18 protein-coding genes are annotated in these 19,000 nt (G+C 69.0%); 14 read left to right on the forward strand and 4 right to left on the reverse strand.

Going from position 1 to position 19,000, the window contains the following annotated elements; translation table 11 throughout:
- The first annotated feature begins 144 nt into the window (after nt 1-144).
- The 10 genes from cbiT to P1K88_RS05280 are packed head-to-tail and all read left to right on the forward strand — an operon-like array spanning nt 145 to nt 7,750.
- Nucleotides 145-714, forward strand: a complete 570-nt coding sequence (gene cbiT, locus P1K88_RS05235) for a precorrin-6Y C5,15-methyltransferase (decarboxylating) subunit CbiT (RefSeq protein WP_276413097.1) — start codon at nt 145-147, stop codon at nt 712-714.
- Nucleotides 711-1,505, forward strand: coding sequence for a cobalt-factor II C(20)-methyltransferase (locus P1K88_RS05240; RefSeq protein ID WP_276413099.1), 795 nt, complete (start codon nt 711-713; stop codon nt 1,503-1,505). The genes cbiT and P1K88_RS05240 overlap by 4 nt, the downstream gene beginning before the upstream one ends.
- Nucleotides 1,502-2,374, forward strand: a complete 873-nt coding sequence (locus tag P1K88_RS05245; RefSeq protein ID WP_276413101.1) for a cobalt-precorrin-4/precorrin-4 C(11)-methyltransferase — start codon at nt 1,502-1,504, stop codon at nt 2,372-2,374. The genes P1K88_RS05240 and P1K88_RS05245 overlap by 4 nt, the downstream gene beginning before the upstream one ends.
- Nucleotides 2,374-3,336, forward strand: coding sequence for a cobalt-precorrin 5A hydrolase (cbiG, locus tag P1K88_RS05250; protein WP_276413102.1), 963 nt, complete (start codon nt 2,374-2,376; stop codon nt 3,334-3,336). Before P1K88_RS05245 ends, cbiG begins: the two co-directional genes overlap by 1 nt.
- Nucleotides 3,333-4,256, forward strand: coding sequence for a precorrin-3B C(17)-methyltransferase (locus P1K88_RS05255; RefSeq protein ID WP_276413104.1), 924 nt, complete (start codon nt 3,333-3,335; stop codon nt 4,254-4,256). The genes cbiG and P1K88_RS05255 overlap by 4 nt, the downstream gene beginning before the upstream one ends.
- 2 nt (nt 4,257-4,258) lie before the next feature.
- Nucleotides 4,259-5,227 (forward strand): precorrin-3B C(17)-methyltransferase, encoded by a 969-nt coding sequence (cobJ, locus tag P1K88_RS05260; protein ID WP_276413106.1) that lies wholly within the window; start codon nt 4,259-4,261, stop codon nt 5,225-5,227.
- A gap of 2 nt (nt 5,228-5,229) precedes the next feature.
- Complete coding sequence (locus P1K88_RS05265; protein WP_276413108.1) at nt 5,230-5,478, forward strand: ferredoxin; 249 nt, start codon at nt 5,230-5,232, stop codon at nt 5,476-5,478.
- Nucleotides 5,475-6,134, forward strand: a complete 660-nt coding sequence (locus P1K88_RS05270) for a cobalamin biosynthesis protein (protein ID WP_276413110.1) — start codon at nt 5,475-5,477, stop codon at nt 6,132-6,134. Before P1K88_RS05265 ends, P1K88_RS05270 begins: the two co-directional genes overlap by 4 nt.
- On the forward strand, nt 6,131-7,354 hold the full coding sequence (locus P1K88_RS05275; protein WP_276413112.1) for a CbiX/SirB N-terminal domain-containing protein: 1,224 nt from the start codon (nt 6,131-6,133) through the stop codon (nt 7,352-7,354). The genes P1K88_RS05270 and P1K88_RS05275 overlap by 4 nt, the downstream gene beginning before the upstream one ends.
- A gap of 24 nt (nt 7,355-7,378) precedes the next feature.
- A complete protein-coding gene (locus tag P1K88_RS05280) occupies nt 7,379-7,750 on the forward strand; it encodes a DUF3209 family protein (protein WP_276413114.1) in 372 nt (123 codons plus the stop codon).
- A 150-nt stretch (nt 7,751-7,900) separates the two neighbouring features.
- On the opposite strand, the gene P1K88_RS05285 is transcribed toward P1K88_RS05280, so the two are convergent.
- Genes P1K88_RS05285 through P1K88_RS05295 form a run of 3 tightly spaced genes read right to left on the reverse strand, consistent with a single transcriptional unit; the run spans nt 7,901 to nt 10,982 of the window.
- Entirely contained in the window at nt 7,901-8,611 is a 711-nt protein-coding gene (locus P1K88_RS05285) for a CbtA family protein (RefSeq protein ID WP_276413115.1), read from the reverse strand.
- A complete protein-coding gene (locus P1K88_RS05290) occupies nt 8,611-8,799 on the reverse strand; it encodes a CbtB domain-containing protein (protein WP_276413117.1) in 189 nt (62 codons plus the stop codon). The genes P1K88_RS05285 and P1K88_RS05290 overlap by 1 nt, the downstream gene beginning before the upstream one ends.
- A 59-nt stretch (nt 8,800-8,858) precedes the next feature.
- Nucleotides 8,859-10,982, reverse strand: coding sequence for a VWA domain-containing protein (locus P1K88_RS05295; protein WP_276413119.1), 2,124 nt, complete (start codon nt 10,980-10,982; stop codon nt 8,859-8,861).
- Nucleotides 10,983-11,017: 35 nt separating this feature from the next.
- Between P1K88_RS05295 and cobN the strand changes: the two genes are divergently transcribed.
- From cobN to P1K88_RS05315, 4 genes are all read left to right on the forward strand, one after another.
- Entirely contained in the window at nt 11,018-14,902 is a 3,885-nt protein-coding gene (cobN, locus tag P1K88_RS05300; RefSeq protein WP_276413120.1) for a cobaltochelatase subunit CobN, read from the forward strand.
- Nucleotides 14,892-15,659: a precorrin-8X methylmutase gene (locus P1K88_RS05305; protein ID WP_276413122.1), complete on the forward strand. Its 768-nt coding sequence runs from the start codon at nt 14,892-14,894 to the stop codon at nt 15,657-15,659. Before cobN ends, P1K88_RS05305 begins: the two co-directional genes overlap by 11 nt.
- Nucleotides 15,656-16,426, forward strand: coding sequence for a cobalt-precorrin-7 (C(5))-methyltransferase (locus P1K88_RS05310; protein WP_276413123.1), 771 nt, complete (start codon nt 15,656-15,658; stop codon nt 16,424-16,426). Before P1K88_RS05305 ends, P1K88_RS05310 begins: the two co-directional genes overlap by 4 nt.
- Before the next feature lie 177 nt (nt 16,427-16,603).
- On the forward strand, nt 16,604-17,386 hold the full coding sequence (locus tag P1K88_RS05315) for a CbiX/SirB N-terminal domain-containing protein (RefSeq protein WP_276413125.1): 783 nt from the start codon (nt 16,604-16,606) through the stop codon (nt 17,384-17,386).
- Nucleotides 17,387-18,127: 741 nt separating this feature from the next.
- Here P1K88_RS05315 and P1K88_RS05320 read toward each other — a convergent pair.
- A complete protein-coding gene (locus P1K88_RS05320) occupies nt 18,128-18,856 on the reverse strand; it encodes a DUF7847 domain-containing protein (RefSeq protein ID WP_276413126.1) in 729 nt (242 codons plus the stop codon).
- Between the last annotated feature and the right edge of the window lie 144 nt (nt 18,857-19,000).

The following is a 19,000-nucleotide window of genomic DNA, read 5'->3' on the forward strand; positions in this document are numbered from 1 at the left end:
CGATCTCCGGCTCTGGAACTAAAATATCTTGTTCCTAGTTCTCGTGAATTTTACTCACATCGCGTCGGAACCCGAATTTTAACAATATCACTTTACTTAGCACAACCAAAATTGTTTTACGCGCTACCTGAGTTGTGGCCCGTGATGTCACAGGTATCGCTCCCACACGACGCGAAGGCGGGGCCGACGAAGGCAGAGGTCAGGGCCGTCCTCTGTCAAAAACTCGACCTCGGGCCGACTGACCACTTCGTCGAGGTCGGGTCCTGTACCGGTGCAGTCACCATCGAGGCCGCCAGACGGGCCGGTCGGGTCACGGCGCTCGAACGGAAGCCCGACCGACTGGCCGTCACGAGAAAGAACCTCGCTGCGAACGACGTGACCGCCGACGTCACGCTCGAGGACGCCGAAGCCCCGGCGGGATTACCCGCCGACGCCGACGCCCTCTTCCTGGGTGGTAGTCGGAACTACGAGGCCGTGCTGGACCACGCAGTCGAGACCGGTATCGACCGCGTGGTGATGAACGTCTCCCGGCTCGAGGTCGCCGGAGCCGCCACCGAGGCGTTCCGTGACCGGGGTTTGCTCGACGAAGTCGTGCAGGTCCAGGTGAGCCACGGCTACGAACTCGCCGGGGCGACGAGCTTCGACGCCCAGAACCCGGTGTACGTGCTGGTCGGCGGCACCGACGCGGTGGCGACCGACGGGGGCCGACGATGACGCTGTACGGCGTCGGACTCGGCCCCGGCGAGGCGGACCTCGTCACGGTCCGTGGCCGCGACGTCCTCGCCGATGCAGACGTCGTCTACTCCCCGGGCCGACTCTCCCGGTCGGTCGCGACGAACCACGTTCCCGAAGACCGAATCGGCGACCTCGAGTTCCCGATGACGCGTGACGCCGAGAAACTCCGGGCGGCGTGGAAGACGGCGGCCGCCGAGATCGCTCCGACCGCACGTGACGGCGACGTGGCGTTCGTCACGCTCGGCGACCCGAACGTCTACTCGACGTTCGGCCACCTCCGGCGGACGATGGCGGCCTTTCACCCCGAGGTCGACCTCGAGGTCGTCCCCGGCGTCAGTGCGGTCACCGCGTTCGCGACCGCCCTGGGCGTCGAGATAACTGCCGGGTCGAGTCTCGCCCTGCGCGAGGCCGACGGCGGCGTCTCGCCGACCGGTCCCGACCGGATGGTGTTGTTCAAGGTAACAGACGCCCCGGCGACCCACGAGGGGCTGGTCGAGGCCGGCTACGACGTCGTCTACGGGCGGCGGCTGTTCATGGAGCAGGGCGAGACGCTCGTCACGGACGACCCAACCGATATCGAAGAGCGCGATTACTACACGCTCGCGTACGCGGAGCGACCCGAGGCACGCGTCGAACAGGCGACCGACGCCTTCCTCGAGTCGGCAGATGGGACGGGTGCGATCACCGACGGTGGCGACTATGCCGCTGGGAGGGCGGCCCGGCAGGAACGCTCCGAGGGCGCACTCTGTGGCGACGAGGTGGGACGATGAGCGACGAGCGAGGAGAGACGGACCCACAGACGGCAATCGACGCCGTCGCAGGGAATCGTGACGAACGAGTATACGAACACAGCGCCGGCGACGACCAGGATGGTATCCCCTTCGTCGGGGCCGGGCCGGGGAACCCGCGACTGCTGACCGTCGCGGGCCGCGACCTGCTGGCCGACGCCGACCTCGTGGTCCACGCCGGCTCGCTGGTCAACAGTGAACTGCTGGCCGAGTACTGCGAGGACGCCGAGACGGTCAGTTCCATCGGCAAGGACCTCGAGGAACTGATCCCGCTGATGCGGGACGCGTACGAGCGCGGCGAGACGGTCGTCCGCCTCCACAGCGGCGATCCGGCCATCTACGGCGCGGCCTTAGAACAGATGGACGCGCTCGAACACGAGGGCGTCCCCACGTACATCGTCCCCGGCGTCACGTCGGCCTTCGCCGCCAGCGCGACGCTACGGACGCAGTTGACGCTGAACGAGGTGGCAAATCACGTCGCCTTCACCCGCCCCCAGGGGAAGACACTCGACGCGGACGAGGATCACGTCTCAGAGTTCGTGGGGATGGGCGACGTGACGACCTGCATCTATCTCGGTACTCACGCCGTCGCCGAGACGATGGAGCGCCTGCTCGATGACGGTCACGACCCGGAGACGCCCGTCGCGGTGGTCTACCACGCCTCGTGGCCCGACGAGGACGTCATCGAGGGAACAATCGAGACCATCGGCGAGAAGGTCGAGGACACCGGTTATCGGGCCTCGGCGATGGTGGTCGTCGGCGACGCGGTCGGCGGGGAGGATTACGAACGCTCGTTCCTGTACGGGGACTGGGCCAGCGGCGACGCGGACTCACAGGAGGCCGACGACTGATGAGCACCGACGACAGCGACACGAACAGTTGCACAGTACCCGATTCCGACGGTGAGGCCGCCGAGGAGATCGCCATCGTCGCGTTCGAGCGGAAGATGGGGACCGCCGCGGAGATCGTCGACGGCATCGGCGACCGCTACGCGTCCATCGACGTGCTCGAGTACCACGGCGACGTCTTCGAGGAGTTCTGGGGCGAGTACGACTGTTTCGTCGGCCTGATGGCCAGCGGCATCGCGATGCGCAAGACCGCCCACCTGCTGGACGACAAGTGGGACGACCCCGCCATCTGCGTCGTCGACGAGGAACTCACGTGGGCAATTCCGATCACGGGGGGCCACCACGGCGCGAACCAGGTCGCCGACGATCTGGCGTCGCTTGGCGCGGTCCCGGCGATGACGACAGCGAGCGAGGCGGCCGACAAACAGGGCGTCGAGAAGCAGGCGAGAGCCCTCGACGCACACGTCGTCAACGGCGACTCGACGGTCGCGACGAACCTCGCGGTGCTGGACGACGAACTCGGTCCAGTCGAACGACTCGACGGCCCGTCGGCGGTGCTCGTCGACGACGACGTGACGGTCCTGAAACGCAACGGCGCGGACGGCGTCGTCCTGGGTACCGGCAGCGTCGCCGGCGCGAAGGTCGAACAGTTCCACGACGCGTGGGACGCCGCGCTCGACGACGCAGACTGCGACCGCGAAGACGTCGACTTCGTCGCCACGGGCACCAGGAAGGCCGACGAAGAGGGGTTGCTCGCCGCCGCCGAGGATTGGGGCCTGGGCGTCGTCGCCTTCGAGAAGGAGACGCTGGAGGAATTCGAGGGCCCGTCGCCGTCCCGCTCGAAGGAACTCATCGGCTGGCCCGGCATCGCCGAGGCGTCGGCCATCGCCGGCGGGCGTGACCACGACCTGCTGGCCGAGAAGACGCGCTACGACGAGGCCGTGACGGTGGCGATCGGCCGATGAGCCGGACCGGCGAGAGGGGCGTGGACGGTGCGACGGCGGCCCACCCCGAGGACTACGGGACGCTGTACGTCGTCGGTATCGGCCCAGGCCTCCCCCACGACATGACCCACCGGGCAAAGGACGTGATTCGGACGGCTGACTGCGTCTTCGCGTCGAACCTCTATCAGGAGTTCCTCCGGACCGACGGCACGCTCCCGCCGGAATCGGCGGCACTCGACGACGTGTGCGACGACGGTATCGTGACCGACGAGTCGGGGACGGTCCTCGAACGCCCCGACGGGAGCCGCCAGACGCTCGTCAGGTCCTCGATGGGCAAGCAGGTCGAGCTCGCACGCGAGGCGTTCGAGCGCGTACGGGACGGCCAGGCCGTCGCCCACGTCTCCGGCGGCGACCCGAACGTCTACGGGAAATCCGACCTCCTGTTCACGATGGCCGACGCCGACGACGCCGACGACGTGCCCATCGAGATCGTCCCCGGCGTGACCGCCGCCCTCTCGGGGGCGGCGAACCTCGGTGCGCCGCTGTCGAACGACTTCTGTACCGTCTCGCTGTCGGACAAGTGGCGCGGCTGGGACGAGATCGAGGAGAAGCTCCGGGCGGCCGCCATCAGCGGCTTCGTCGTCGTCCTGTACAACTGCTGGCGGGACTACGAGCGAGCGGTGGCCATTCTGCGAGAGGAACGGGCCGACGACGTGCCGGCGGCGATCGTCAACGACGCCGGGCGGGGGACGCTGGGCCGGAACCTCGACGACGAGACGGAGACCATCACGACGCTCGGCGAACTGCCGGACCACGCCGACGAAGTCGGCGGCATGGGGTCGTCCATCGTCGTCGGCACCCACGAGACCGAGCACTGGGCGAACGACTACCGCGACTTTCTCGTCACCCCGCGTGGCGGGCGTGACGTGGAGGATTTCTGAGCATGCGTACGGACGAGACCACTGAAACGAGTACGGAGCGCGAATCGAAATGCGGTGGCGCAACGACCGGAACGGCGGACGAAAACTCGTCAGCGTGTGGCGGGTCGTCGTCGACTGCCACCGGCAGTTCCTGTGGCGGCTCGTCGACGGAAAGCGGCGAGGCGGACGTCGGCGCCACCGTCGACGACTTCGAGGCCGACCCTGGTCGACTGGTCGCCGTCGGCCTCGGCCCCGGCCAACCGGAGGGGATGACGGCGAAGGCACGCGCGGCCCTGCTCGAGGCCGACCACATCGTCGGCTACACGACCTACGTCGAACTGCTCCCCGACGAGGTGATTGAGGCCGCGGAGGACATCTACGACACGCCGATGTGCGGCGAGGTGTCCCGCACGGAGGAGGCGACCGACCGGGCGCTGGCCGGCAACGACGTGGCAATCATCGGCAGCGGCGACCCGAACGTCTACGCGCTCGCCGGACTGGCACTGGAGATACTCGAGTCCAAGGGCGCGACCGCCTCGATGCTTGCGTTCGACGTCGTCCCCGGCGTCCCCGCCGCCCAGTCGTGTGCGGCCCGCGTCGGCGCGCCGCTGGTCAACGACACCGTCTCCATCTCGCTGTCGGACCACCTCACGGACATGCCGACCATCGAGTCCCGGTTGCACGCCACGGCCAAGGAGGGGTTCACCATCGCCATCTACAACCCCTGGAGTCGCAAGCGCCGGGACAACTACGCGAAGTGCTGCGAGATTCTGCTCGAACACCGCGACCCTGAGACGCCGGTCGGCGTGGTACACGCCGCGGGTCGCGAGGACGAGCGCGTCGAGATCGTCGAACTGGGCGATCTGCCCGACCTGGGCGAGACCGACCTCGTCGACATGACGACGACGCTGCTCGTGGGCAACGAGGAGACCTACGTCTGGGACGACCGGATGGTCACGCCGCGTGGCTACGAGACGAAGTACGACTACTGACCATGTACCGGATCACACTCGACAGAGCGACCTGTGACGGTGTCTTCGCCTGTCTCGTGCGCGACGACCGGTTCGTCGAGGACGGCGACGGCCTCGCGGCCATCGAGGTCGACGACGAGCGGACCGTGGCGGCGACGTTCGACGACGACCGACGGGACGACGCCGCGTCGGCGGCCGCGGCCTGTCCACTCGATGCGATTACCGTCGAGGATGTCTCCCCGGCGGCCGACCGTACGGAGGGCGAGCCATGAGCGTCGACACCGACGCGCCGGGGGACATGCTCGCGGCCCACCCGGAGACGGCGTACTTCTGGGGGCGGGTCGCTGGCGACGGCGAGTGCGACGAGCACTGTGTCACCGTCCGGACGACCGACGAGATCGCTGCCAGGCGACTCGCGTCGATCGCCGGTGCCGACCGGACCGGCCATCGCACCGTCGAGCGGGCCTACGCGCACGACACGTCCATCGTCCGAACAGACGACGAGTACACGCTCCAGGTGTTCGGTGACCTCGCGGACCGGGCGGGGGCCGCGCTCGGCCTGCCCTTCGCGGGCGAGGCCGGCGGCTACCGCTTCGAGACGCTCGCCGAATACGACCGCCAACTCCTGCGGGGCCTCCTCGAAGCCTGTGGGACAGTCTGTTTCAAATCCGACGCGGATGTCGTCGGCGTCTCGTTCGTCCACGCGGACCGGCGGCTCCTGCGGACGGTCCAGTCGCTGCTGGCGGCGTGTCCCGTCGACGTCCCGTGTGGGGACTGTTCCGAGGCGTCCTCGGGCTACTGGTTCGGCGTCGACGACGACGCCGTCCCGGCGCTGGGCGACTGGCTGTACGACGGCAGCGAGGCCACCGGGTTGTTCGCACCGAGTCGGCGGCGGAAACTCCGGAAGAGCCTCGAACGAGTCCGATGAGCGAAGCCACCACAGCCACGGAGACGCTCGACGACGAGGCCATCCTGCTCGCCGGGCACGGCTCGCGCCGCGAGAAGTCCAACGAGCAGGTCCGACAGCTGGCGGCCGACCTGGAGCGTCGCCTCGGTATCCCGGTCGACGCCGCCTTCCTCGAACTCGCCGACCCGGCCATCGACGACGCCATCGCCGGCCTCGCGGCCACCGTCTCCCAGGTGACCGTCGTCCACCTCTCACTGTTTGCCGCGAGCCACGTCAAAAACGACGTGCCGCTGGCGGTCACGCAGGCCCGTGAGGCCCACCCCGACCTGACGATCAACAACGGCGCTCACCTGGGCGTCCACCCGGCACTTCTCGACCTGCTGGACGACCGGGCGGCGGCCGTCGAGGCCGAACTGGGTGTCGACCGTGAGGGCGACGACGTGGCCGTCGTCCTCTGTGCGCGCGGGTCGTCGGACCCGGACGCCAACGCGGACGTCCACAAACTCGCACGCCTGCTGTACGAGGGGCGCACGTTCGAGCGGGTCCGTGCCTCGTTCGTCGGCGTCACCGACCCCCGCCTGGAAGACACGCTCCACGACCTCGCGAAGGGGCGGCCCGACGCCGTCGTCGTCCTCCCCTACATGCTCGGTGACGGCGTCCTGACCGGTCGTATCAGAGACGGGGCCCGGGAGTTCGACGCGGAGTACCCCTACGTCGACGCCGCGCCGGGTGACCCGCTCGGCACCGACAGCCGCCTGCTCGACGTGCTCGGCGACCGGTGGCAGGAGGCCCGGACGGGCAGCGTCGAGATGTCCTGTGACACCTGCAAGTACAAGGTCGAACTGGACGGCTACGAAAACGACCGGGGTGGCGCGCGGGCCATGCTCCGGGCGCTGACCCACCAGGCCGAACACGCCGACCGCGAGGACGTCGACGACGACCCGCACGTCCACGACGCACCGGAAAAGCACGTCGCCGTCTGTACGAACCAGACCTGCGCACAGGACGGCGCACCCGCGGTCCTCGAACGGCTCCGACAGGCCGCCCGCGACAGCGACCAGTGTGACGCCCGCATCACGCGGTCGTCCTGTCTGGGCCGCTGTGGCGAGGGCCCGATGGTCGCGGTCTATCCCGACGGCGTCTGGTACGGCGGCGTCGGGGCCGACGACGCCGACGGCATCGTCTCGTCGCACCTCGACCGCGACCGCATCGTGAGCGAACTGGTCGACCAAACGCTCTAACCGACGCGAGCCACTAGTACGTCTATGAGCTGTTACGAAATCGAGGCCCTCAAACTGGGCCTCATGAACGTCCTCGGCACCGAAGACGAACAGGCGCGAAAGCACGCCCAGCAGGAGCTGGAGGGGAACCTGACGGGGCCGATCGAGGGCCTGGCCGACGCCCAGACGCTCGTCGCCATCGAACGCCACCTCGACGCGGCGCTCGTCGACCTCGAAGAGCAGATTGCCAGGACAGACGCCGACGACCCCGAGTACGACTACCTGCGGGGACGGCTGGTCGCCGTTCGTGACGCCGAGCGAGCGGTCTCGCGACTGACGACACAGGGGGAAGACGTCCTCGCCGGTCTCGGCGAGGCCCACGACCTCCTCCACGAGGCGTTCCCGGTCGACGGGTGAGCGGGTCCCGGCAGCCCCCCACTCGCCGTAATCTCGTCGATTCGTATCGTCGCTATGACCCCGCAGCGGTTGCGCTCGCGGCCCGCCTCGCCATCCTCGGCACGGTCGACGGCGTCGTCCGGTTCGGCGTGAAATACGACGAGAAGGCGCTCAGTCGGCCGTCGTCGAATACTCGAGGTCGGCGACCGCGTGGTCGGGAGCACCGAGCCACGAATGCACGCCGGCGAGGGTCGCCCAGAGCAACAGTTGCCCGAAGACGACCGTCCAGCGGTAGGCCACGACCAGTGCCCCCGGGACGTCCCCGTGGACGGGGTTCGCTGGCGCGAGGACGACCGGAATCGCGAGCACTGCGAGCGGTGCCAGCGTGACGACAGCGTGGACGCCGGGCCGTCGGTGGGGTGTCCGTCGATACGCCAGGCCACACAGGCCGACGACGGACGCGCCGACGGCCATCATCCCGCCGTACCAGAGCAGGCGCGTCTCCGTCGGGAGTGCCTGCTCGACGCCCGGCGGCTGTGGCGGGAGCACGAGCCACGGCGCGCCCGAGACGACGAGGAAGCCGGCGGCTGCGAGCACCAGCCGCGTCACCGCGCCGTCGCCGGGCAGTGCCGGTTCGAAGACGTAATAGCCCAGCCCGAAGACGGCGACGCCAAAGAGCAGTCCCCAGAGGACGCCGCCGCCGACGCTGACGGCCGCCGTCGTGAGTCCGGAGACGACCGGTCCTCCTCCGTGACTATGTCCAGATTCGAACGTCTCGAGGCCGGCGGTGAACGCGTTCCCGACCGTCGCGAGAAAGAGCCCGTAGACGAGGCCCCCGGCCACGCCGGCGAGCGCGCCCCGTTCGAGAAGACCTCGCGACATCAGTGACAGGTGACGCCTGCACCGTGTCGGAAGTTGTGCAGCGCGTCGTGAACCAGCGGGTCCTGGACGAACAGGAGCGTGAAGCCGAGCGCGGCCACGAACGCCAGCGCGAGCGCCAGCTGCGTGCCCGAGAGCGTACCGGCGGCGAGTTCGATGCGGCCACGGACGGTGTCGGTGTCTGTCTGCATTGAAATCTAACTTGTACTATTACAAAGTTAGTTTGTAAACCTTCCGGCTACGACCTGTCTCACTCGCCGGCCAGCGTGTCGATTCGCTCCGCGGTCAGGGCGTCCAGTGAGACGACTGTCGCCGCAGTCTCGTCGGCCACGACGCCGACGAGTCCCGCACGCGTTCCCGCCCCCGCGTCGACGACGACGGTCCGGTCGGCCACCGACCCGAGTCGTCGTGCGGCCTCCCGCGTGGCCGCTACCGGACTCCCGGACGCGGTGTTCGCCCGTCCGTCTGTGACGACCACGGCGATGCCGGCGTCGGGGTCGGTTCGAGCCAATACGTCGTGTGCGGCGGCAAGGCCGGCCGGGAGCGGCGTCCGGTCGCCGGTCGGCAGGTCCTTGAGGTGGCGAGCGGCCCGCGAGACGCTGTCGGTCGGTGGCAACACCACGTCCGCGTCCTCGCCCGCGAACGTGACGACCGACACCTCGTCGCGGGCCTGATAGGCGTCTTCGAGCAGTTCGAGGACGGTTCCTTTCGCCGCTCGCATCGCCGGGCGCATCGACGCGCTGGCGTCCAGTGCGAACACGACCAGCGTCTCGGCGTCGCTGACGCGGACCGACTGTCGGAGGTCGCGCGCGTCGACGCGGCCGCGGCCCCGTCTCGCGGCTGCCCGAACCGACGCGGCCGCGTCGACCTCGTCGCCGGGACCGGCGCGCTGCGTCCGGACTGTCGCTCCTCGAGCCGTGCCCGTCGCCTCTGCTCGTCCGCTGGCGGCGTCACTGTCGGTGTCGACGGCCGGCGCCCCTACCTCCGGTGCAGTGCTGTCGCCGACCGCGACGCTGGACTGCCCGGGGAGGAGTGGGGTCGCGTCGTCGCCGTCGGTTTCCTCGTCGCCGTCGCGCGCCTGGGCATCGCTCTCGTTGTCGGCGGTGTCTGCTCCAGCCTCGGCTGGCGACGGTGAATCACCGTCGCTGTCGTCGGGCGCGTCGCACCCGGGACCGTCGGCCTCCGGTGGTTCCTGGTCGCCGTCGTCACCGCCTGGACCCGGCCCGGTCTCGGCCGTCTGGTCGTCTGCCCCGCCGGCTGAGTCGTCCGTAGCACCGTCCGGTGACGCAGCATCGGGGTCGTCGTCGCTCTCGGTGCGCTCGCTTCGTTCATCGCTGTCGGCGTCTCCGCCACCGGACTCGTCTCCGAAGTGGTCCGCCAGGACGTCGTCGAGGTTGGGCGAGTCCTCGAACGGCGTGGACGCGAGCCGGTGGGGCAGCGCGAACTCGGCGGCGCGTTCGACGTCGGGTTCCAGGACCGTCGTCCGGCCGTCGAGCGCGGCGAAGACTCTGGCCGTGCGGGCCGTCGCGATGTCGCCCCGGTGCCCGTCGAGCCCGGCGTCCAGACAGAGCCGTGCGATCTGTTCGCGGAACTCGCGGGCGAGGTCGACCTCGTCGAGTCGGTCCCGGGCGGCCCGCAGGCGTTCGCCGGCCGGCCGTTCGTTCGACCGCCCCTCGGTTCCGTTCCCGTCGCCGAGCGCCCCGTCGATGATCGCCACGCGGTCGTCGACGTCCTCACACGCCGTCACCGTGGTCTGCAGGGCGAAGCGGTCCCGGAGCTGGGGTCGGAGGTCGCCCTCCTCGGGGTTCATGGTCCCGACGAGCGTGAACGTGGCGGGATGGGTCACGGTGACGCCGTCCCGTTCGACGCGGTTGATCCCGCTCGCGGCGGCGTCGAGCAGGACGTCGACCAGGTGGTCCTCGAGCAGGTTCACCTCGTCCACGTAGAGGATGCCGCGATTTGCCCGTGCGAGCAGTCCCGGGTCGAACTCGTGGTCCCCGGCCAGCGCGTCCGCGACCGAAAGCGTCCCGACCACCCGGTCCCGGGTCGCGCCGAGTGGGAGGGTCACGAGTGGCGCCGACCGCTCCTCGGCCGGCAGGCGCTCGCGACTGCGGCAGTCCGAGCACTGCCGACCGGGGTCGTCGGGTGGACACCCGTACGGACAGTCCGCGACCGCCCGCTGGGTCGGGAGACACTCGGCGAGTGCACGCACCGCCGTCGACTTGGCAGTCCCCTTCTCGCCGCGAATCAACAACCCGTCGAGCGAATCGTCCGCTGCGACGGCGAGGAGCGCGTCTTTGAGGTCGCGCTGCCTGACCACCGCCGCGAACGACGGTCCCTGCGAAGGTTTTTTGACCTCGCCGTATTCAACCATACTTGCATTAGTACAAACGGAGATTTAATAACGTTATGCCACAGCTCGGACTCTACACCGCGACGGAGAACGAACTCGGGGCCGTCCAGCGCGCCGCCGGCGAGGTCGATGCCGACCTCGTCGTCCGCTCGGAGAGCGACCTCGACGACGAACCGGCGGTCGAGCGGTTCGTCGAGGCACTGACAGACGCGACGGCGGTCGTCCTCTGGCTCCACGGTGCCGAGGACAGCATGCCCGGCTACGAGCGGGCGGTCGAACGCCTGCGCGACGCGGGCGTCCCGCTCGTCGTGAAAGCCACCGGTGACGCATTCGCCCACGAGGACACGTCGGTCCCCGACGACCACCGCGAGACGGTCTCCGATTACCTGGATCGGGGCGGTGCGAGCAACGTCGCCAACTGCCTGCGCTACCTGGTGAGCCAGTACGGCGCGGCCGACCCCGCGTACGACGACCCCGTCGCGCTGCCCACCGAGGGAGTCTACCACCCGGACCACCCGGCCGCCAGCATCGAGGAGTTGCGGGCGACGTTCGACCCCGAGCGGCCGACCGTCGCCGTCTGGTTCTACGAGTCCCACTGGACCCACGAGAACACCCGCTACGTCGACGCACAGGTCCGGGCGATCGAGGAACAGGGAGCGAACGCACTGCCGATCTTCTGTGAACCGGCTACCGACGCCGATGGCCAGTGGAACGCCGAGCGCGTGACCGAGGAGTGGTTGCTCGACGACGACGGCACGCCGCTGGTCGACGCCGTCTGTTCCTCGTTCATGTTCTCGCTGTCGATGGACGAACGGGGCCGGAGCGCCGACGACGAGGGCCAGGACGCCGAGGAGGTCTTCCTCGACAGGCTGGGCGTGCCGGTCGTCCAGACCGTGACGACGATGCGCTCGCGGTCGCGATACGACGGCAGCGACACCGGCGTGATGGGCTTCGAACTCGCCCTGTCGGTCGCACTGCCCGAGTTCGACGGGAACGTCATCACCCACCCGATCTCCGGGAAAGAGCGCACTGACGACGCCGCGGACATCGGCAGCGCACCGAAACAGCACTTCCCCATCGACGACCGGGTCGACCACGCCGCCAGACTGGCGGTCAACTGGGCGCGGTTGCGCCACACGCCGAACGACGAGAAACGGGTCGCGGTCGTCCTCCACAACTACCCGCCGAGCGACGACGGCATCGGGACCGCCTTCGGGCTGGACTCGCCCGAGAGCACGGTGAGCCTGCTCGAGGAACTCGACGCGCGCGGCTACGAGACGGGCCCGTCGCTGCCCGCCAGCGGCCAATCGCTCGTAGAGCGGCTGACCGACCAGTTGACGCTCGACGACCGGTGGGTCGCGCCAGAGGACGTACGCGACCTGAGCGTCGACACGGTGTCGCCGACGCAGTACGCCGAGTGGTTCGACGCGCTGGACCCGGCGTTCCGCGAGCACGTCCTCGAGGAGTGGGGGGACCCGCCGGACCGCCCGTTCGCCATCCCCGGCGTGGCCTTTGGCAACGTGCTAGTCACCGTCCAGCCGCCCCGTGGCTTCGGCGTGGACCCCTCGAAGGTGTACCACGATTCAGCCCTCCAGCCGCCACACGACTACGTCGCCTTCTACCGGTGGCTCCGCGACGGCTACGAGGCCGACGCGGTCGTCCACCTTGGCACCCACGGCAGCCTGGAGTGGTTGCCCGGCAAGACCGTCGGCCTGGACGGCGAGAGCGCCCCCGACCAGTTGATCGACGACCTGCCGAACGTGTATCCCTACATCGTCAACAACCCCGGCGAGGGGACACAGGCCAAGCGGCGCTCGTACGCCGCCATCGTCGACTACCTGACGCCGGCGATGGCCAACGCCGGCACCTACGACGACCTGGCGGAACTGGAGGAACTGGCCACCCGCTACCGCGAAGCGGGGATGGAGGACGCCCGGACCGACGACGGCGACCATCTCGAAGCGAGGATTCGGGAGACCGTCGACGACCTGGACCTGGCCGTCGAACTCGGCATCGACGGCGAGATCGACGAGCGGGTCGAGGTTCGGGGACCAGACGAGGCGGGCTCGACGCTGGCCGAGGGGGGCGTCGCGGGCGACGACCTGGACATCGACGACCTGGTCGAACGCGTTCACGAGTACCTCACCGACGTGAAGACGACCCAGATTCGCAAGGGACTGCACACGATGGGCGAACCGCCGGTCGAGGACCGTCTCGTCGACTACCTCGTCGCGCTCACCAGACTCGAAAATCCCGGCGCGCCGTCGCTCCGGGAGAGCGTCGCCGGCGTGCTCGGCGTCGACTACGACGCCCTCAGGAACGCCCCCGGCGCGTACGACGACGCGCTCGGGATGACCTACGCCGAGGCCGCAGACCACGTCCACGAGACCAGCCGCGACCTGGTCCGGACGCTCGCCGACCACGACTTCGACGTCCCCGAGAGCGAGCTCGACGACGGCGAGTCGGCGGTGAACATGAACCTCCTCGTGGTCGACGTCGACCCGCTTGGCGACGCCCGGGCGAGGTCCGGCGCCCACGACGACCTTCGCGAGGTCCTGGCGTACATCTGCGAGGAAGCCGCTCCACGAGTGGCGGGGGCGGCCGACGAGATCCCGCGCACCGCCGACGCCCTCGCGGGCGAGTACGTCCCACCCGGCGGGTCCGGCGCGCCGACCCGCGGCGGGGTCGACCTGCTCCCGACGGCGCGGAACTTCTACACGCTCGACCCCCGGAAGGTCCCCGCGAAGACCGCGTGGGACGTGGGCCGAGAGGTCGCCGCGGGTGTCCTGGAGCGCCACCGGCGAGACGAGGGGGGCTATCCCGAGGAGGTCGGCGTCGTGGTCTGGGGGACGCCGACGGTCCGGACCCGCGGCGAGACCATCGCGCAGGTGCTCGCGCTGCTGGGGGTCGAACCGGTCTGGAGCGACGCCGGCCGCGTCGAGGCCGTCGAACCCATCCCACTCGCGGAACTCGGCCGGCCGCGCATCGACGTGACGACGCGGGTCTCGGGGCTGTTCAGGGATGCGTTCCCGGCCGCGGCGAGCGTCGTCCACGACGCCGTCGACGCCGTGATCGACCTCGACGAACCCCACGAGATGAACTACGTCAAGAAGCACGTGGAGACTGAGACCGAGGACCTCGTGGCGGAGGGCATGGACGAGAGCGACGCCGAGAGCGCGGCGAGACACCGCGTGTTCACGACGCGGCCGGGCGGCTACGGCGCGGGGACGAACAAGGCCGTCGACGAGGGCAACTGGGACGACCGGTCGGACCTCGCGGCGGTGTACGTCCAGTGGGGCGGCTACGCGATGGGGTCCCGCGGTCGCGTCAGCGAGGCCCGCGGGTCCTTCGAGCGTCGCCTGGAGAGCGTCGAGGCGACGGTGAAAATCGAGGACACCGCCGAGCAAGACGAGTTCGACAGCTCGGACTGGTACGCGTTCCACGGCGGGTTCGTCACCGCCGTCTCGGAACTGGCCGGCGAGGAACCGGCCTCGTACGTCGGCGATTCGGCCGACCCCGACGACGTCTCGGTCTACACCAACGAGGAGAAGGTCCGGAAGGCCCTGCGCGCTCGCGTCCTCAATCCGACCTGGCTCGACTCGATGGAAGCACACGACTACAAGGGCGCCGGCGACCTCTCGACGACCGTCGACGTCGTCCTCGGCTGGGACGCGACGACCGGCGTCGTCAGCGATACGCTCTGGAACGACGTCGCGGAGCGATACGCCTTCGACGACGACCGGCAGGCGTGGCTCCGCGAGGTCAACCCGTGGGCGCTCGAGAGCATCACCGACACTCTGCTGGAGGCTGTCGAGCGGGGCCTGTGGGACGCCGACGACGAGGTGGTCGACCGCCTCAGGGACGTGAACCTCGAAGTGGACGGCGACATCGAGGCCCGCGCGGGCCAGGGAGCCACGGAGGTGCCCGGCGATGACGACTGACGGGGAAGCATCGGGGGAGGGCGGCGACTTCGAGGCGTACGCCGACCTGGGCGCGACCACCAGCGACGCGATGGCCATCGCCGAGACGAGCATGGACCGCGTCCGCGAACTCGTGCCCGACGAGACGCCGGCCGATCGCATCCGGCAGAAGTCCGTCCACGCGACGGGCGACCCGGAGTTCCAGCACCTCGTCCGGTTCACCGGCGGCGACGATTCGGCACCGGTCCGCGCGGGGGCTCGTGCGGTCCTCGACGAGCGGCCAATCGTCACCGACATCACGATGGTAAAAGCGGGGATCACCGGCCGCGGGCACGACTGTCCCGTGCGGAAGGCCATCGGCAACGGAGCCGAGTTAGCAGAGCGGACGGGGCTGACCCGGACGGCGGCGTCCGTGCTCGAACTCGACCGCGAGGGCGTCTACGACGGTGCGATCGCCGTGGTCGGCAACGCGCCGACCGCCGCGCTCGCACTCGCGGACTGCATCGAGGACGGGACGCGCCCGGCCGTCGTCGTCGCGACGCCGGTCGGGTTCGTGAAGGCCGCCGAGAGTCGCACACGGGTACGCGAGGTCGCAGCGGCCTGCGACGTGCCCGCGATAACGACGGTCGGTCGCCGCGGCGGGAGCGGACTGGCGGCCGGGCTGGCCAACGAGCTGGTGCACGTCGCGAGCGACGTGCGAGACGGGACCGTCTCGCTCGACCCCGTCGAGTCGAGCGGGTCCCGGCCCCGACAGAGAGAAGTCGGTGACGACCCGTGAGCGACGACTACGACCTCGAGGCCGGGCCGGATCCGGCGGCGATCGCGTCGTCCAAGCCGGAACTGACCGGGACGACGACGGAACCGGTGTATGCAGTCGGTATCGGCCCGGGGAACCCGGAGTACCTGACCCCACGTGGGCGGCGAGCGATCAGGGAGGCCGACGTGGTCGTCGGCTTCGAGACGGTCGTCGAGTTCGTCGACGACCTGACCGACGCCGAGGTGCTCACCTGTGGCTACCGAGACGAGGCAACGATCCTCGCGACGTTCGCACGCCGCGTCGAACGGGGCGCAGCGGGGACAGCGGTACTGATGGGCGATCCGAACCACTCTGGCTACCAGTTCGTCGGGAAGGTGCAGGCAGCCGTCGACACTCCGGTTCGGGTGATTCCGGGGATCTCCTCGCTACAGGTCGCCGCGAGTCGGGCCCGGACGCCGATGGAGACGAGCCGGTTCGTGACACTCCACAAGAGCGGTGACGTCGGCCCGGACCTCCAGGCACTCCGCGAGACCGTCGGCGAGCGACACCTGCTGGTGCTCCCGCGGCCCTTCGACTGGATGCCGGAGGACGTGGCGGCCATGCTGCTCGACGCCGGTGCCGCTCCGTCGCTCGAGGCGCTCGTCTTCGAACGCCTCACCCACGACGACGAGTCCGTGACGGCGACGACGCTCGACGAACTCGGCGAGCGAACCACGGAGACGGCGGCCCGGGACTCGCCGTTTTCCGACCTCTCAGTTCTGGTCGTCCGGGCCGGCTCCGTGGCGTGAGCCACACGGGCCGCACTGCCGCTCGCGGTGACGGTTATGGTCGACACGACACTCGATCGATAGCTGGTCGCACCGTCGGGATCCACCCTGACCACAATTTATATTACAGTCCGTTCCATGGGATTTGACAAGAACAATTGGGGTAGATAAAGTGAACTTTCATTACGTGGCCGAACCATGACAACGGAGACGATACTGCTCGTCGGCCGAGACGTCGGAAACCGGCAGGCGGTGCTGGAAACGCACGCGAGTCGGCTGGAACATCGTCGCGGCGTCGACGAGGTGCTGACTGCGACCTACGAGCAGGAACCGGTCCGCGAGCTGCGGGCGGCGTTCGAGCAGCTGTCGGCCGAATCGGTGTACGCAGTCCCGATGTGTGCGGCCCACGACCACCAGACCCTCACCGACGTCCCGGCTGCACTGTCGTATCTCTCCGGGACCGTCCACTACTGTGAGCCGATCGGACAGAGCGGGGCCGTCACCGACGTGATCGAGGAGCGCGCAGCCGACCTCGTCACACCTGGCGCAGACGCGACGCTCGTCATCGTCGGCTTCGGAAGCAGTTCGAAACCCTACCAGCGTGAGACGGCACGGTACCACGCGGCGCGCCTCCGCGAGCAGTCGGCCTACGAATCGGTTCTGACCTGCTATCTCCTCCAGAACCCCGCCGTAGAGTGTGTCAGGTACAACGTCACGACGAACCGGGCAGTGGCGGTCCCGATGTTCGTCTCACGGACCGACGCGACCGGGAGTCACATTCCGGACGCACTCGAACTCGAACGCGGGGGCATCGAGTACGGAGAGCCGTTCGGTGAGCATCCGCGGCTCACGGACGCCATCCACGCCGAAGTCGAGAAACAGCGGACGCTCGCGTCCGACGACGCCGGGCAGCCGACGTCGTTCGAGGGACAGCTGACGGAGGCCCGGCGTCCACTCTCGACCGACGGCGAGGGGGTGTAAGACGCCGATGCTGTTCATCCCGGCGTGGAAGACGGCGATTCACTCGGTCGTCCGACCCGTCGGCGGGTGGTGGCCCCGTCGACCCCACCGGGTGTCATCACCTGGACCTGAATCCCGATACCTCCTTTCCAGTCGCACTGTCGGCTAGCGTCAAGAGGTATGGGGCGTCCCCGTGTACAGACACCCGGCTGTGGACGCCGTCACACACCTGTCTCTCTGCGGACGTGTCCGAGCGAAAGCAGTGGTATCGGGATGCGAGCCCGGCACTATGCCGAGCCGTCCGCAATCGGGGCTCGGATAGGTCCCTAGAGGGACACTCGCGTCAAACGGTGCAGGCGACGTATATTTTCTGATAGACGCAATACTGATCGGGGTGTATCTGCTGACAGCTCTGCGAGCAGCTTTGCGCTCTGTCCCGATACGGGTATTCTACCCGGGACTTGTGGGAGAAGCCCACACGGTGTCGGCTCGGTCCCCAAACTCTCGAGGCCGGGGGAGGCGGCAGTTCGACCGGGTTCGCGCTGGTGACCGGAGCCAGGCTTTTTCACGCAACTCCCGAAAGGGGTGACATGGGCGACTGCGTCTGCTATCGTGAGTACTGTCCCGACTGCGACGTGCAGGTGACGATAGTCGACGACACGTGCCCGGTGTGTGACAGGGACCTCGAGATCGCGTAGCGCCGTGACCACTCGGTTGTCGCTCCCGGGGCCCCGCCTCCGGGACATCCTGCAGCCGAGCGGTTCACAGCTCGGCGACGCCCGACTGGTCGTCGCGCAGCTGCAGATAGGCGTCGGCGACGATGCCGTACCCGATAATCGCGAGCGGGGCCGTCACCAGCAGGCTGACTATCTGTCCGAGCGTCGGACTCACGAACGACGCGAGCGAGCCGAGACTGCTGAGGACGCCGGTCACGACGCCGACGAGCAGGAGCAGTGCCGCCAGTCGCAGGCGGTTCCCGCGAGCGATGTCCCAGCTCCGTCGCAGCGACGTCACGAGCCGCGCGTCTTCGACGGCGACGGCGAACAGGACGAACGCGAAACTCACCATGAGGAAGATGCCGGGCAACACCAGCAGGACGAACCCCACGAGCGTGGCGATGCCGACGACGACGTTCGCGCCGACGGCCGAGAGCAGCGCCCGACCGATTCGTCGGGTGAACAGCGACCCGGTGACCGCCCCGCTGTCGGGCCCCTCGCGGGTGAACGCCCGGGCGGCGGCGATGTAGATTATCATGCCCAACAGGAGGGCCACGAGCACGAGCACCCCCGCCACGGCACTCGGCAGCGGCAGGGTCACACCGATCTGTGCCTCTTGCTGGGCGGCGGGCGGGAGCTGGTTGGCGACGATGGTGTTCACCGAACTGGTGAACAACCCCACGTAGAGGGCTGTGAGTGCCATCAGGGCGATACCGACCGGAGACAGGCTCCGGCGAATACCGTTGCTAATCGCACGGCCAAGTTGGAGGGCCATACCCCGATTGTTCAGGCCGGCGTAGAAAATCTTTCGCTTGAGGACCGGGTGGAAATTACGCTCCGGTCGCGCCCCACACGCCCGACTGCCGCCCGCCGAGGCGCCGGTCCGGCCCTCGCTCCCGGCCGGTGGCGGCGAAACACC

The sequence above is a fragment of the Haloarcula halobia genome, assembly GCF_029338255.1.
Classification (GTDB): Archaea; Halobacteriota; Halobacteria; order Halobacteriales; family Haloarculaceae; genus Haloarcula; species Haloarcula halobia.